Genomic DNA, 17,054 nt, shown 5'->3' with positions numbered 1-17,054 from the left:
GCAAGGCGAAAGATATAGGTGAACTGATTGTTCAAACTAGTGACCACCGCTGCCGCTGAGCAGAACGCCCTTCTCCAGATGCACGCGACGACGCGCACGCTCCGCACACTTGGGATCGTGCGTCACCATGATGATGGTCTTGCCGAGTTCGACGTTGAGGCGATCAAGTAGATTGAGAATATCGTCAGCAGAGTGACGATCAAGATCGCCTGTCGGCTCATCAGCGACGATCAAGGTCGGATCACTGATCAGCGCGCGTGCAATCGCTACGCGCTGCTGCTGTCCACCAGAGAGTTCATTCGGATAGTGATCCATGCGATCAGCCAGCCCCACCATCGCCAATGCTGTCTCGGTATGCTCACGACGCTCGGCACGACTGAGATCCGTCAACAGCAAAGGCAGTTCGACGTTCTCAAAAGCATTCAGCACCGGCATCAGGTTATAGAACTGGAAAACGAAACCGACATTGCTGGCGCGCCAGCTCGCCAAATCGTTTTCCGGCAACATCGCAATATCGACACCGTCAATCAACAGACTGCCGCTACTTGGCTTGTCGATGCCTGCAATCAAATTCAGCAAGGTACTCTTGCCCGAACCCGAGGGGCCCATCAGCGAGACGTATTCGCCTTCAGCAATTTCCAAGTTGATATCAAACAGGACCGGCACGGGCTGCGTCCCACGCTGATAGGTCTTGCTCAATTGCCGGATACTGATCAGCGACTCACTCACGGCGCATCTGCCAGCTTGATGCGATCGCCATCAGACATTTTGCTACCCGGCGCCAAAACCAGTGCATCGCCTACTTTCAAATTGCCACTGACCGCGCGCACGCCGCCGAGCACCGCACCCACCTGCACTGCAACTGCATGAGCACGACCATCAGCGCCGATCTGGAACACATGGCTGCCACCCTCGCCTTCGACAATCGCTGTCGGGCTTACTGCCATTACAGGCTTTTGTTGATCTGCATTGACCGCTTGCGACAAGAAGGCGACGCGAGCGCTCATGTCCGGTAGCACGTCGGGATCACGATCAAGGAAACGTACCTTGGCAGTGACCGTGGCACTGGCGCGATTGACGGTTGGCGCGATGATGCGTACCTCCGCGCGGTAGCGACGATCAGGATAAGCATCCAGCACGATCTCGCAGGGTTGGCCCATCTTGATTTGCGCCAATGAAGATTCCGACACATCGGCATCCACTTCCAGCGAATTCAAATCAGCAATCAACAGCACCGCACCTTTTGCGTCTGCCGCCGACGCCAACGGTGTGACGATATCGCCGACGTTAGCCGAGCGCGACAGCACGGTGCCATCGAAGGGAGCAACCATCTGTGTCGAATCAAGATTGGTTTTGGCCAATTGCTCGTTCGCACGTGCGGCAGCAAGTGAAGCCTGGGAACTTTTCAAACTGGCAGCAACGCGCGCCTTGCGTGATTTTGCATCCTGCAAATTGAGCACGGACAGCAAACGCTTGTTGAACAAAAGCGTGGTGCGATCGAGGTTGCGGTCAGCGTCCTGCATTTCGTTTTCTGCAGAGGTCACGGCTGCCTCGGCGACTTGTCTATTCGCACTTGCAGCCTGATAGCTGGCAGCGACATCGCGGCTCTCCAAGCGTGCAAGCACCACACCTTCCTTGACGACATCGCCTTCGCTAACGCCAATCCACTCAACGCGTCCGGTGCCCTTGGGCGCCACAGCCGCCTTGCGCTGCGCAACAACATAGCCGGTGGCATTCAACACCTGATACTGCTGTGAAGGCCAGGCACTGACCACTTGCGTAGCCTGTATCGCCGTTGGCTTGGGCAGCAATGCGTAGACAATAATCGCCAGCGTAGCGCCAGCAATGATCCATGTCCGTGTGTTACTGCTGCGACGTTTTTTCGGCGCAGCGTGAGCGCCGCGATTGACGCGCAGCTTTTCGAGATTGATGTCGTTCAAGAAGAAGGTCCTGCTGAGAAATGCTGTTGGAATGCGTTGACCAGTTCGTCAAGCTGGCCCTGATGGTTATAGGCTGCAGGTGACGAGAATATTGCGCAGACGTGATCGGGATAATTCACAAATATGAAATTGAGTTTTCCAACCGCACCGGGAACGCCGTAAGCACGCTCGGCGGCGAAGCCAGGAAAATTAAACAGCTCTGCCTTCAAGCTGCCCATCGACACCACGCCGCCGGTCGGCAACGCTGGCGTCACCGTGTAGAGCGCTTTGTCGATCTCCGGACGCAGCTGACGCAACATGTACCAAACCGGAATCCACAGCAGCGTGCGAATACCCGGGAACTGTCGGCAATCGGCATAGGCCTTAACGCGATGCCCGAGTTGAACCATCAGGCTGCGCGATGTCGCACCCGGCGGCACGGTCAAGCGTAAATAGCCGGTGAGATTGCCGATACCCATTTCCTGAATTCGGAAACCGCGATAATCAACTGGAATAGTGAAGCCGACATCGCCAGCCTCTCGGCGACGCGCCCACTCGCCCAGATACGCAGCGGCCTTGGTCAGCAACTGCGGCACATCGCGATTGATCACCACGCGCCGCCAGATGTAGCGCAGCTCTTTACGCTGCTCCGGTGGTGCGACCTGCAATACCGGAATACATTGCGCAGGCGGAGTCACCGGTTCTTGCGGAATCTTGTCGGCGTACTGCTCCTGCACATCGAAATCGCTGAGGGTTGAATCTGAACCCATCGGCGTTTCACCACGCAGCACACGGCAAACATCCATCATCCAATGAATGCAGCCACGGCCATCGATGGCAGCATGCAGCGTACGAAACACGATACGCGTATGGCCATCGCGGCAAGGTACCAACAGAACATCGGCGACTGCGCGCTGTGGATTCAGACGCTCATTCAGAAAGGGCGCATTGAATTCACTGCTGCCGTCCCAATCGGATAAAGCTTGTTGGCGCACCAGCGGTGCACGACCGCTGTCCACCCATTTGCACCAGCCGAGAAATCCACGCAGTCGCACGCGGATGGCGTGATTGCTGGCAGCCGCAACATCAACCGCCGCCTGCAGCTTCGCTGCATCAACATGTCCAGTGCCTTCAAGAATGCCGTCGACGTGATAACGATAGGCACCATGCAGCACCAGCGAGTAACGCTCCAGTCCGGAAACGCGGCGGGAGTAAGGCTTTGCCATCAGATAACTCCGTGCGGCTGTACGAGAGCCGCAACTTCGGATTTTGAAATAGAGGGCACTGCGACCTGAGGCAATGCGAGAAATTCCTCAAGCAAGGCACGCAGTTCAATCGGTGCTTCCTCAGGAATGTAGTGACCACAATCCAAGGTCACCAGGCGTGTTTGCGGTAACACTTGCGATAACTTTTCAGCCGCAGAGAAACACGGCGAGTGCTTGCCATAAATAAGCAGCGTCGGAATCTTGAGATCCTGCAACTGCGTATCGGACTCCGAGGCCATCGCGTAGACGTCTTCACGCAAAGTGCTCTCGAACAGCAGCGCAACCAGACGCTTTTGCAAACGCTCACGTCGGCGGCCAGTGAGGCCACGCGTTACGGCAAGTTCGTCCTCCACCCAAGCCGTCAAGCCTTCGCGAGTTTGCACACGCATCAGGCTCGGCGCGACGTGTTCACGCGCAGGCATCGGTGCATCGACCAAGACCAGACGACGTACACGTTCTGGATTCTGCAATGAATAATGCAAGGCAATCAGCGCGCCCATGCTATGCCCGACCAAATCGACTGGTTCTTGATCAATGCCGTGATGCGCGAGTACCGACTGCAAATCTTGCACCTGCGTATTCAGGTCATAGCCCGACGACGCAAAGCTGCTGTCGCCATGGCCGCGCTGGTCGTACAGCACCACTTTTCGCTGCGCAGAAAGCGGCAGCGCCGCTGATGAGAACCAGCTCGCCATATTGCCGATGACGAGGCCATGCAGCATGACGACGGTTGGCCCCCGCCCTAGGCTCATCGTCGATAACTCTGTGCCGCTAACCGAAACGGTATCCATGCTCAATGCACCGGTCTGACTGAAGGCGACGCTTGCGCCGCAATTAAATTGGCAGCGCCAACAGCGCCCGGCGCAGCGAGCATGCTTTGAGCAAGGCGCTTCGCGTTCGCAGCTAATTCGGGTGTGCTGAATAATTTTTCGATGGTGCTTCGTGCCATCGCTGGTGTGACCTTGCCGTGACGCATCGACAGGCCAGCTCCGGCATCAATGACCTGACGCGCGATCACCGGCTGATCATCTCGGATCGGCGCAACAATTAATGGCAGGCCGCGACTCAGTGCTTCGCAAACCGTGTTGTGTCCAGCATGGCAAATGACGCCGTCCATTTGATCCAGCAATTCAAGTTGCGGCACGTAGGAACGCACCAACACATTCAGCGGTGCCCGTTCGGCGAGCGATTCCGGTGCCACCATTACGGCTTGAATCTCGGGCATCTCGGCTAAAGCCGCCATCATCACTTCAAAGAAGCGCGTGTCACGATCACGGCTCACCGTGCCTAAGGAGATCAGCAGCTTGCGGCTATCGCTGCGCAACCAGTCCCACGGGAAATCCACTACGCGTCTTCCATTACCTTTTGTCGGGCCAACGAAGTGGTACGGCGCATCGACGCGTGGATGTGCGTTGCCCAGTAAAGTTTCGTTGGAAAAAACCACCACCTGATGTGGTGAAAAATCCGGACGCTCAACACGCAGTTCTTTAGGCAAATAACTGCACTGCAAGCTCATGTACTGCTGCGCAACCCACTCATCGACCGTCGGCGACATCTTGAGAATAGAGGCAGTCGTCGTCACCAACGTTGTCCATGGCACCCCCAATTTACGCGCCACCAAGGCAGCACCGGGCAACTGGTGATCCACCACCATCACGTCCGGGCAGAAGCTGCGCGAAATCGCTTCAAGCGGCGTCAACATGCGCAGCGCAATCGGCAGCGTGTAATCCTCGAAGAACAGACGCACGCTCTCCAGACCGCGCACCTGCGGGTCAGCGATGCTCGGGCCATCGACGTCCTCGGCATCAAGTGGATAGACCCATGCGCGCGGCGGCAACTTGTCGCGAATTTGTTTGGCATGCACTGCCCACGCAATCTGATGACCGCGCTTTTCCAGTTCTTCAGCCACTGCCAATGCCGGATTCAGATGTCCGGTGAGTGGTGGAACAGAAAAGAGAATGCGCGCCATGATCGATCAGGCCTCGGGCGTCGCCAACGCTGAGGTGATGAACCCGGTGAGATCACCCACCGATAAACCGATCAACTCATGAATGCTCTTACCTGACAGCCAGGAAATGATGCCGAGCTGGTTGCCAAAATGGTTCTGGATAGCGTCTGCAATTTTTACGAACTCGATACTTTCAAGTTCAAGATCGTCATTGAAACGCGTCTCCGGACCGATTTCGAAATCCTCGATCCAGTCTTCGTTGACCGTGCTGCGTATCTGCTGAATGACGACTGCAAGTACATCGTCGTATGAAGTGCTCATGGCTTTAGGGTTCGATAGAAAGTTAGACGGAATGGGCACGCAGCGCGACAGCGGGTTGTGCAAGGCTCCAGCCGACGATGCACTCGCGTAAGGCGTGGGTGACGACCCAGTAGCCGTTAACGCAAAAGCAATCACTGTCGCGAGCCGTGATGACGTAATCGTGCAGGCGACCTTGCAGGCCGGTGCCGCAAAGCTTGGCAACAACTTCCTTGGCGACCCAGCCGCGGGTGTATTCGGCGGCAGTATTTTCAGCAGAGAACATGGCCATCTCCGCGGCACTAAAGGTGAGCTCGAGAAAACTGGGTGTGCGCTCTTCAACAACTTCAATATCTATGCCAACCGCTTGCTCTCCGACAATTGCGACAGCAAGCGTGCTGCTCTTGAGATTTTTGTGTGCAATGGAAATATGCAGCGAGTTCGGCACCGTCTGCGTGACGTTGGCGCGCAGTTTGGGTGCCCCGAACTCATCGTTGTCGATGCACATTTCCTGCGGCCACACCGCTGCAACACCACGGTGCTGCTGTAGCCATGCGCGGACGGCATCCTTGGCAGCAACACGACCCGCCAGCCATTGACGTCGCCGACGTGGCGGCAGGCCGTCATAGATTTCTCTTTCGCTTGCACTGAGATAACGGCGGCTAAGATAGTCGCGCAAGATTGCGGTGTCGTAACGATCATCAAACAACGCGACATTCGGCGGCACGTTCTGCGATGCCTGCAAATGCGAAAGCTTGCGGCTGGCGACCCAGAAGGCCTTATCCATTTGATAGCGTCGCGTACGCCAGCCGTCGATAGCGATGCACAGGTTTCCATTGGCATTGTGCAGCTGATGATCCGTCACGCAGTTGAGTGCATCGAGATCACGCACGCGTACTTTCGCGTTGGTGAGTTCACCCGGCTGCGGATCAGGCGCAAAGAAACGTATGCGATCAACACCGATCGGCATCGCCAAGCAATCGCTAGGCTGCTCCATCACCCAGTAACCAGCGAGCTGCCCCATATTGTCGAGCAGCGAACCTTTTCCTGACGGTACGCATAGCGTGCCATCAATGCCGTTATCGCCAATGCCGTCAAAGACAGCGACACCCTGATAGGCCGGGCCGTGAAACATCCAGCCTTCGCGATAGAGTTCTTCGGCGCTCACCTCCGTCTTGCGCCGGGACTGCAGCGCCGCAGACGGCAACAGATCAGCTGCGGGATAGTCGTCCGCCACCGTCACGCGCGCCTTGAAGTAGCCGATGATCTCAACGTCGAATTGATCAGTACCGACGGCTTCAACACTCAACTCAACCGTCAGTGCTTTGCTGACCGCTAGCCAGTTGTAAGCTTGGATGTTGCTGACCTCAATCACCTTGCTTCGCGGCAACATTTCTTCCACCGCTTCACGCACCAGCATCACTTCCATCGTCATCGGCACTACTGGATGACGGTCCGCCACGATCGGCCAAGCCGGACGTTGCGGATACAACTCGTGATCCTTGACGTAGGGAATCGTCGTTTCGATATCAAGATGACGCAGCAACCGCTGCGATGTCGCACCCGCGACGATGGATGGCACAGTCGCAATCATCGGGGTCAGCGGCACTGGCACCTGGCGATGACGCTGCCACAAGGCGAGCACTTCACGCCCGCTGCGCTCGATATCTACCAGTGTGTCGCGCACCATGGTGCCGACGAAATCGTTGGCGGCAACACTCGACAACTCCGAAGGCATCGAGCTTGCAAAACTGGCCGGCAACAAATGTTGTTCCAGTGGCACGGAGATACGAACCAGTGGCACGCCGAGAGAAAGCTTGCGTGTGCTGACGCTCAAGGGTTCGACAACATCCTGCACCGACGCTGCCGAAGAATTCAGCAACAGGCGCAGATCAAACGTTGCGCCCTCGACCCACAGTGCAGCGCAAAGCTGCTGCAACTGTGCCAGCCCGCTACGACTTTCATGATTGGAACGCAGCGCCAGATGCGGCTTGCCGCTGAGCGTGTCCGAAATAAAACCAGTCAAGGACCCGGTGCCAACTTCCACAAACAACCGCACGCCTTCTGCATAGAGGTTTTCGGCCAACTCGCGGAAACGCACAGCTTGCAGCAGATGATCCAACGCCAGTTGGCGCTTGTCGCTCATCGCTGACGGGAACGGCGCAGCGGTGGTCGCCGACCACACTGGCACCGACGGTTGCAGCAATTCCGCCGCACCGAAGAATTGGCGATACCAATCCATGTGATCAGCAAACAGTGGCGAATGGAATCCGGAAACAAAAGGTAGAACGCTGACAAACACCGCTGCCGAACGCAGACGCTCGGCAACGATCGCAATTGATTCACGCGCACCGCAGGCGATCACCTGATGTGGGCAGTTGTCATGCGATATCGCGATGCGCTCCAAACCCACCATCGCTTCACGCAGACGTTCCTTATCGCAAGCCGCGGCAAGAAACTGAACATCGGGAAACTTCACCGCATCGAAATCAATTCCGGCATTGGTGCGATCAGACAACGCCTGATCCATCATCCCGGAGCACAACATCGCACTCCATTCGCCGACACTGTGGCCCGCATAGGCTTGTGCGTGTATGCCAAGTTCGGTCAATCGATCAAACAGATAGCGATTGAATCCCATCAGCCCAACCACCACACGACTCAGTGACTGACTTGGATCCTGTGGCTCGCAATGCGGGGGCAGAGGCTTGCCGAAGTAGCTCGCCAGATCATCGGCCTGTGGCTGGAAAGTGCTGTCGACACCGGGAAAGACAAACGCAATTTTTCCACCGGCGCCGATCAATCCAGACGGCGAGAACCAGATTTGCTGACGACCTTGCCAAGGCTTGCCTGCGCTGACGACCTTGCGAGCAGTCGCCAGTTTTTTAAGATCCGGTGCCAACACGATCAAGCGGCAGCGAGCGTCTCGCGGATTTACATCGTTCTCACCTTTATCTAGACGCAGCAACAATTCTTCCGGCGTATCCGCCGACAACATCAGCACCGTCGCAAGTGGCGAATGCGCTACTGGCAGCGCCGCTGTCTGCGGTAGACCGCGCAACACCACGTGCGCATTGATGCCGCCAAAACCAAAAGCATTCAGCGCCGCCACGCGTTGCTCGCGCGGCAAGGTCCAAGGTTCGCTGCGGCCGATGGTGCGAAAACGTGTCGCTGCCATTTTCGGATGTGGCTTATCGCAGTGCAGAGTCGGCGGCAGTACGCCGTGATAGACCGACAAGGCCGTCTTGATCAGGCTGGCCATGCCAGAAGCCGGCATCGCATGGCCAATCATCGACTTCACAGAACCGATCACTGCTCTTGGCGTCACGCGCTCATGCGGCCCGAAGAATTCGCCCATCGTCTCCAACTCGATGCCGTCGCCAGTCGGCGTGCCAGTGCCGTGTGCTTCGAGCAAACCGATTTCATCACGTCCGAAAGGAACGTTGGCCCAAGCTTTATCGAGTGCAATGCGTTGACCACTGACCGATGGCGCAACCAAGCTTGCAGAGCGTCCATCGCTGGATGAACCCGCGCCTTCAATCACTGCGTAAATTCGATCACCGTCGGCCAAGGCATCATCGAGTCGCTTGAGCACGGCCATGCCGACGCCCTCGCCTGCGAGAATGCCGTCAGCGTCTTCTGACAAAGGTCGGATCGTGCCGCTGCGCGACAATGCACCAAGCTGGCAGAAGGTGGCCCAGAACGTGAGATCGTGCGTCAGGTGCGCGCCACCCACCAACATCAGATCGGTCTCGCCGCGTTGCAGTGCCGCGCAACCTTGTTCGACTGCAATCAGCGAACTCGCGCAAGCAGCGTCCAGCGTGTACGCCGGACCATGCAAATCCAGACGATTGGCCAGACGCGAGGCCAACAGATTGGGGATCATGCCCGCCGCGACATCCGGGCCGTAATACGCAAATTGTTGCTCCAAACGACTGCGCACTGCAGCCAAGGCATCAGCACCCAGATCAGGAAATAAATCTTTGAGCGTTTGCAAAATCTGCGGCAGTAAACGCACATGCTGTTCGAGACGCAGCACGCCAGCGCCAACATAATTGCCACGGCCGATGATGACGCCGGTGCGCTCACGCGCAAATTCCTTGTGCTCGTATCCGGCATCACGCAGCGCTTCGTAACCTACCTTCAGCGTCAGCAATTGATCCGGCTCAATCGACTCTGTGGCTTTTGGCATGACACCAAACAGCAGTGGATCAAAATCCGCGTAAGCGTCGACGAAGCCACCACGCTTGCAATAGAAGCGATCGATTGCCTTGGATTCAGGATCGTAAAAGCTGGCGTCCCAACGACTTGCAGGCACTTCGCTGATGGCGTCAACGCCGTCCACAATATTGCGCCAGAAGCGCCCAAGATCAGGCGCGCCCGGAAACAGGCAACTCAAACCAATGATGGCGATGCGGCTCAAGCCGCCGCCTCTGCGGGCTGCTGAGTGCTGCGGCCGTCAAAATTTTCCGGAGCACCGCACATCAACAAGATCTGTGCGTCGCCGGTCAGATGCGACAACTCGCGCAATAAGGCGTCAACGCCTTCCTGTTGCGGAATCAGGCCAATGCCTTTGCGCTGGTACTCGTTCTTCAAGGATTCCGAAACCATGCCCGTGTCGGCCCAAGGGCCCCAGTTGACCGACAGCACGCGACCACTGATACGGTTCTGCCAGCTATGCGCCAATTTATCGAGCACATCATTCGCCGAGGCATAGTCAACTTGCCCGCGATTACCAAACGCGCTGGCAACGCTGGAGAAGAACACCACGAATTTGACGTCATCGCGGATTCGGCGATTCAGCACCATCGCGCCGCTGACCTTGGTATCGAACACACGACCAAAGCTCTCGTCGGTCTTGTCGCGTACCAGCTTGTCTTCGACCACACCGGCGCCGTGAATCACACCATCGATACGACCACGACGCGCATAGACGCTGTCGATGAAGTGCATGAACGCCTTGCTATCGCGCACATCCAGCTTGACGTAATTCAGACTGCCGCCCGCTGCAATCACCTGCGCATAAGTTTCACGCGCTGCGCGATCAGCCAGAATGCCGCGCGTCTGCACTTCGATTTCCGCAGGCTTGCGCTTCGGGTCTGCAGCCAACAAGGTCTGACGCAATTTGCGCGGATCATCGATACCACGCGTCAACTCCTGCTCTTCCTGCGTCGGCATCGAAGAGCGGCCGACGATTTCCAGATGGCAGCGATAGCGACGCGCCAGCTCAATCGCAATCAAGGCCGTAATACCGCGCGCACCGCCAGTGAGCAGCACCGTGCTTTCCGGTGTCAGCGGCAAGCCGTCCAACGAGCCGGTGGTCAATTCCGTCGGCACGATCTCGCGCACGAAGCGTTGACCGGCCTGGTAAGCCACTTCAGGCAATGGATTCTGATCCAGCAGTTCTTGCTCGATATAACCGGCGATCGCATCAAGTGATTCGGCAAGATCGAAATCAACCCAACGCGCGTGCAAATCCGGAAATTCCTTGACGACCGTCTTGACCAAGCCCGCGAGCCCTGCGCCATAGCTGAATTCCGATCTGGCGTTCGCCGAACCAAAATCTCCACGCAGCGTGCTGGCGACCAAAATGTGTCGTCCTTTTTTCTGCAGGGAATCACGAGCAACAGCGAACAATCGTTTCACATCGCGCAGGCGACTTGCTGGATTCAAGCTCCAGAGATGGACCAATCCATCAATCTGATCCAGATCCGATGGCAGTGCCTTGGCGCTGGGGAAATCAACAATCTGGACCTCAACACCGCGTGCTTGCAGCAAAGCAGCGACGCGCGGCGCCAATCCCAAACGATCATCGCTGATCAGAAATTTCTTGCCGACCAGCGCATCAGCAACAAACTTCGGCGCTGGCGCATTCTTGAGACGCAAGATGTACCGGCCGAGCGGAATACTTTGTGATTGCGTTGGCGCGCTAGCAGTCACAACGGGCGCGGCGGCTGGCGCATAACGCTGCTCCAACCAAGTCGTCATCGCGCGCAGTGTCTTCAGACTTGAGAGCTGTTCAAGCATCGCGTCTTTGTCACTGCCGTTCTCAACACCGATACGCGTGCAAAGCTGACCCACCACTTCCTGACGCTTGATCGAGTCGATCGACAGATCTGCTTCCAGATCCAGATCGGGATCCAGCGATTCCGGCGGATAGCCAGTGCTCTGACTGATGATATCGAGCAACATCTGCCCGACCGGCGGCTGCGCAGCAGGCCCTACCGTGATCGCGGCCAGTGCAGGAACCTGCGTTTCAAGTCGCTCAGACTTCGCCACTTCTGCAACAAGCACTGACGCCGTTGGCGCAGGCAATTTCTCAGTCAACCATTGACTCATCGCACGCAAGGTTTTCAGCGCAGTCAATTGTTCAAGCAAGGCATCAGCGTTGGCACCGATGGCACTGCGCAGCGACATGCGCTGCGACAGCTCGCCAATAATTTCCTGACGCTTGATTGAATCGATCGATAGATCCGCTTCGAGATCAAGATCGGGATCCAGCATTTCGGCCGGATAGCCGGTGCGCTCGCTGACAATCGATAGCAGCACTTGCTGGCTGTTGAGTGCAACGGATGCTTCGCTGACGACAGCAATAGGCGCTACAGCGAGGACAGTGGGTGCGGCTGCGATGGTAGCGACCACCGATGAGCGCTCACTCGCATGTACGGCGACCTGCGCGCCCGGCGCACCGAAATAACCCAGCAGCACATCACGCTGCGCGTGAACCAGCTCGCGCATATTTGCGAGATAACCGACCAAGGCTTGGTCGCCAGAAGTAATGACGGCAGGCGCAACCACTCCTGCGATTGCGACAGATGCAGGTGTCGACAGTGCGGCCGCAACATGAATCACCGGCTGCGTGATGACAGCTGCCGCGTAAGCAGGCGCATTGCCCTTGAGTGGCCATGCACGACCACCATTCACCAGCCAAGTGGTGGCAGACAATTTCTGTGGCTTGCTCAAATCCAGTGCTTGCGTGCGACCTGCGAACAAAGCGCTGGCATCGAAATTCGGCAGCAACACTGCCAGTTGTGCCAAGGTCTCAAGCAAACCGGCGAGTCCGCGATCTTCCGGATCAAGACCAATCGCCGTGTGTGTTTGGTCCTTGAGAATGCGACCAACCAAACCGGTCAGCACTTTGCGCGGACCCACTTCAAGGAATAGTCGCGCACCATCCGCATGCATGCGTTCGATCTCAGCGACGAAACGAACTGGGCTGACGATATGGCGCGCCAAGCTGGCACAGATGTCCTTGGCGTCATTGCGATAAGGCTCTGCGTGCTCATTGGAATACACCGGCCATTGCAAAGCACCGACGACTTGCCCGCGCAACGCTTCGGCGTAATTGGCTTCGCCTGCTGCCATCAAAGGCGAGTGGAATGCACAACTGGTATCAATGCGCTTGTAGCCAATATTGTTTTGGCCGAGGAAAGCGCAGGCCGCTTCAACATCGACGGTCGGGCCTGAAATCACGGTCTGTATCGGGCTGTTCTGATTCGCCATGACCACGGTCGGGAAACCTGCGAGCAAAGGGCGCAGGCTCTCAACGTCTAGTCGCACTGCGGCCATCGCGCCGTTGTCACCACCACTGATGGCAGAAACAATGGCCTCTGCACGAGCGCGTGAGAGCGTCAGCAAGGTCGATGCATCAAAGGCACCGGCGGTGGCCAGCGCCACCAGTTCACCATAACTGTGTCCAGCTGCCATATCCGGCTGGATACCAAGACGCTGCAACCACTCGAATGCCGCCTGCTCAACCAAACCGAGTGCAGGTTGCGTTATGCGGGTGTCCGTCAACTCCTGTTGCTGGCGCTTACGCGTGGCGTCATCGTAGGCCGTCGATGGATAAATTCGTGACAGCTCATCACGGCCTGCGGCCAATAGTTCTGCGCGCGGCGGAAAGTAAACCAGCAGATCACGCAGCATGCCGGTGTATTGACTGCCTTGGCCTGAAAACAGGAACGCGACTTTGCCGACACTATCCGACTCACCGCGACGATGGATGTTCGTATCGGCGATGCCCAACAACAGCGCTGCTGCAATTCGCTTGCTGAGCGTAGCGAGGTCTTCGGCGACGAAGGCAATCTGCACCGCGCCATCGCCCATCTGCCAAAGGGTGTTGGCGAGGTCACGTAGATTCAGTGGCGCATCCGAGGCGTCAATAAATGCAGCGAGTTCGCGCAGCATGGCCTGCGCATCCGCGTCACTGACTGCACGCACTACAAATAATTCAGCAGGCAGATGCGCTGCACCAACCGCGCTTTGATGTGCTGGATAAGCGCCCAACACTGCGTGGAAATTGGTGCCGCCAAAACCGAAGGCGCTGACCGCAGCGCGCGCGACAGCAGCATGTGGTAACCACGGCGCAGGTTTGCGATTGAGTTGGAAAGGATTGGACTCCACACGATAAGCCGCATTCGGCGTCGTGATCTGTCCCGTCGGCGGCAGCACGCGATGGTGCAGTGCCTTGGCAATCTTGATCATGCCGGCGATACCAGCGGCACACTTGCTATGTCCGATCTGGCTTTTCACCGAACCCAACACCGCTTGACCTGGCACTGCACCCGCAGCGGTGTAAACCTCGGTCAGCGTCTTCAACTCGGTGCGATCACCAACAACAGTGCCGGTGCCATGCGCTTCAACGAGCCCGACTTCTCCAGGCAACACACCCGCCTGCCAGTAGGTTCGTTCTAGCGCACGCTTCTGTCCTTCTTTACGTGGCGCAGTCAGGCCCAGACCTTTGCCATCGCTGGAACCTGCAATGCCATCAATCACTGCATAGATGCGGTCGCCATCACGCTCAGCATCCGACAGACGCTTGAGCACGACTACACCAACACCTTCACCGAGGGCGATGCCATCGGCTTCGTTATCAAAGGAACGGCAACGGCCCTTCGCGGACAACGCGCCGACAGATGAGAACATCAGGAAGTCGGCAATACCGTTATGGAAATCTGCGCCACCCGCCAGCACCATCTCGCTGCTGCCTGCGCGCAATTCCTTGACGCCGAGTTCAATCGCAGTCAGCGAGCTTGCACAAGCCGAGGTCACCGAATAATTGACGCCGCCTAATCCGAGACGATTGGCGATGCGACCCGAGATCACGTTGACCAACATGCCGGGAAAAGAATCTTCGGTCAGGCTTGGCAAAGCCTTGGCTAGTGCCTCTGGTATTTCGCCGCAGTATTGCGAGAACAGATTGCGAAAGGTGTACTGATTGCCAAGGTCCATGCCGGCCTCGGCGCCAAAAATCACCGAAGTTTTCTCGCGATCAAACCAACGGCTGTTGTAGCCGGCATCATCAATCGCCTGCTGCGCAACCGCCAAGGACAACAACTGCACCGGCTCAATCGCGGCAAGCGATGCGGGCGGAATGCCGAACTTGAGCGGATCAAACGGCGTGTCATTGATAAAGCCGCCCCACTTGCTGATGCTCTTGTCGGCAGTGACGGTCGGACGGTAGTACTGCTCGACGCTCCAGCGATCAGCAGGCACTTCCGTGACCAGATCGCGACCTTCGAGAATATTGCTCCAATAGCTTTCAAGATCCGGCGAGCCTGCATACAGACAAGCCATACCGACGATCGCGATCGACTCTGAATTGCGTGCACGCTGCAGCGCGGGAACCTGAACCTTGGCAATGTAATCCGTCGCGCCGCGAGTAACTTTCGCGTGCAACTCGGCGACCGTGATCACTGCGCGCTTCATCGCGATGATCTGACCAATCATGTACATGCCTTCGGCGGCCTGAGTCTCGGCGCTGATCGCAGAGAGTTTGCCGTCGACATAATCAACGCCTTTGGTCGCGATGCGTAGGCGACCCACCGTGAGCGCCTCCATCTGTTTCCAGATTTCTTTTTGTTCGATGCCGTCGTTCTGCAAACGCGCTTTCTCGCGTTCGAACAAATCAAGGAAACCTGAAGGCAGGCAGCGGATCGCATGGCCCGGCGCGGTTTCGACCAAGGCGGTTTCTCCACCGACAATCGCACTCTGTTGAAAACTCTCAAGCACCGCGCCGTCACTAACGGCCTCAGCGGTTGCGATATAAGCGGTGCCCATCAGCACGCCGATTTTTGCACCACGCGCAGCCAGCGGTGCTGCAATCGCAGCGACCATTGCACTAGAGCGCTCATCGTGAATACCGCCAGCAAACAACACATGTAGCTGTTCGGGATTTTCAACCTGCGACAACAACGCAATCGCCTGCTCCCACAACACAAAGCTGTAGCGCGGACCGACGTGGCCGCCGCACTCGCGACCTTCGAAAACAAAGTGCGTGGCGCCGTCCTTGAGGAACAGATCGAGCAAGCCCGGTGAAGGCACGTGCAGATAGGTGGGGATGCCCATCTCGATGAAAGGTCGCGCCTGCGACGGACGACCACCTGCGAGCAACAACACCGTCGGCTTGAACTCTTTCACCAGTTCCAATTGCGGATTGAGAATTTCCGGCGAACCGAAACCGAGCAAGCCAACACCCCAAGGTTTATCGCCGACCTGTTGCACGGTTGCTTCGAGCAGTTCGCGGCAGGCGGCTTCACGCATCAGCGACAAAGCAAGAAAAGGCAGACCACCAGCGTTGGCGACTGACGCCGTAAAGGCCGCGGTATCGCTGACGCGCGTCATCGGCCCCTGCGCAATCGGATAGCGCGTGCCGTGTGAACGCGCCCATGCATTGTTCTCGTCCAGCACGCGCAAGGTTTGCGCCTGCTGGACTTGTCCGGCAATTCGCTGGCGCAGTGTCTGCACCAAGGCTTCGATATTGGAGCACTCACTCAGAACCAAACGCGACAGCGCCGCATCTTGGCCTAGCGGTAACAAGCTGCCCGCTGCAATCGCTGCGCGTACGGCAGCGGAGTCGCTGTTTTCCAAAGCGGCAACTTCACGCTGACCACGTGCGTAGACGTGATAACCGGCGACTTCACGTGCCTCACTGCCGTCCATGTTCAAGACTTGAGTCTTGAGTTCCTGCGGCAAGCTGCTCTCGGGAAAAGCGGCAAGAATCGAATCCACCACCACGCCGTAAGCGCCACCGGCAAATGCGCCCGCCGTGGTGTTGAGTGCGATGCCGCCTTGGCACCAAACAGGAACGGCCTCACCTGACTGCGCTGCGACCAAGGCCAGCAGTCTTTGCAGCAGCACGAAGCTGCTCTCGCTACCGATGCGACCACCACTTTCTTGTCCCTTCGCGATGAGGCCCGAAACACCGGCCAGCAATGCCGCTTGCGCTTCAGCAACTGAGCAGACCTGTGCCAGCACTGGCAACTTGCGCCAATCGGCAGGCAAGCGCGATAGATCACCGTCGACGATCAGAAAACTGATGTTGTGCGGCAAAGCCAGATCGCTGACGTCGACTCCGTCGGCAATGCGCAAACCCAAATCGGAAGTACGATCCTGCGCAATCTGCGCCCACAGCGACGGCCACTCTTGCGGCTTGCGTCCAATGTCCAGCGCAACGGCAACATCATGTCGCGCCAAGGTGCGAGCCAACGGAAGATCTGCACGTTCCAAAGGCGTGATCGCCAACAGGCGGAATTTTTCAGAGTTGGAGATCTGCGGAACGCACAGCAGGGATCCACTTGCCTTGTCGGCGTTTAATTCGGTTCGCTTATCCACACAACACCTTCC

At 57.4% G+C, this 17,054-nt stretch carries 8 protein-coding genes; all 8 read right to left on the bottom strand.

Translation table 11 applies throughout. The features are described from left to right. Positions 1–36 precede the first annotated feature (36 nt). Genes CJD38_RS02555 through CJD38_RS02520 form a run of 8 tightly spaced genes read right to left on the bottom strand, consistent with a single transcriptional unit; the run spans position 37 to position 17,042 of the window. Positions 37–729 (bottom strand): ABC transporter ATP-binding protein, encoded by a 693-nt coding sequence (locus tag CJD38_RS02555; RefSeq protein WP_107938722.1) that lies wholly within the window; start codon positions 727–729, stop codon positions 37–39. Further along, on the bottom strand, positions 726–1,940 hold the full coding sequence (locus tag CJD38_RS02550) for an efflux RND transporter periplasmic adaptor subunit (protein WP_107938721.1): 1,215 nt from the start codon (positions 1,938–1,940) through the stop codon (positions 726–728). The genes CJD38_RS02555 and CJD38_RS02550 overlap by 4 nt, the downstream gene beginning before the upstream one ends. Then, positions 1,937–3,145 carry a hypothetical protein gene (locus CJD38_RS02545; RefSeq protein WP_107938720.1) on the bottom strand — a complete coding sequence of 403 codons (1,209 nt, stop codon included), beginning with the start codon at positions 3,143–3,145 and terminating at the stop codon, positions 1,937–1,939. The genes CJD38_RS02550 and CJD38_RS02545 overlap by 4 nt, the downstream gene beginning before the upstream one ends. Beyond that, positions 3,145–3,975, bottom strand: a complete 831-nt coding sequence (locus CJD38_RS02540) for an alpha/beta fold hydrolase (RefSeq protein WP_107938719.1) — start codon at positions 3,973–3,975, stop codon at positions 3,145–3,147. The genes CJD38_RS02545 and CJD38_RS02540 overlap by 1 nt, the downstream gene beginning before the upstream one ends. 2 nt (positions 3,976–3,977) lie before the next feature. Then, entirely contained in the window at positions 3,978–5,153 is a 1,176-nt protein-coding gene (locus tag CJD38_RS02535; RefSeq protein WP_107938718.1) for a glycosyltransferase, read from the bottom strand. A 6-nt stretch (positions 5,154–5,159) separates the two neighbouring features. Then, a complete protein-coding gene (locus CJD38_RS02530) occupies positions 5,160–5,453 on the bottom strand; it encodes a hypothetical protein (RefSeq protein ID WP_107938717.1) in 294 nt (97 codons plus the stop codon). A 22-nt stretch (positions 5,454–5,475) separates the two neighbouring features. Continuing rightward, the gene (locus CJD38_RS02525) at positions 5,476–9,852 is read right to left on the bottom strand and encodes a type I polyketide synthase (protein WP_107938716.1); all 4,377 of its coding nucleotides are present in this window, start codon (positions 9,850–9,852) and stop codon (positions 5,476–5,478) included. Next, the gene (locus tag CJD38_RS02520; RefSeq protein ID WP_107938715.1) at positions 9,849–17,042 is read right to left on the bottom strand and encodes a type I polyketide synthase; all 7,194 of its coding nucleotides are present in this window, start codon (positions 17,040–17,042) and stop codon (positions 9,849–9,851) included. Before CJD38_RS02520 ends, CJD38_RS02525 begins: the two co-directional genes overlap by 4 nt. Positions 17,043–17,054 lie beyond the last annotated feature (12 nt).

Source organism: Stenotrophobium rhamnosiphilum (assembly GCF_003052265.1).
GTDB classification, from domain to species: domain Bacteria; phylum Pseudomonadota; class Gammaproteobacteria; order Nevskiales; family Nevskiaceae; genus Stenotrophobium; species Stenotrophobium rhamnosiphilum.
The sequence above is the reverse complement of the archived record's forward strand: the minus strand, read 5'-3'. Positions and strand labels throughout refer to the sequence as shown.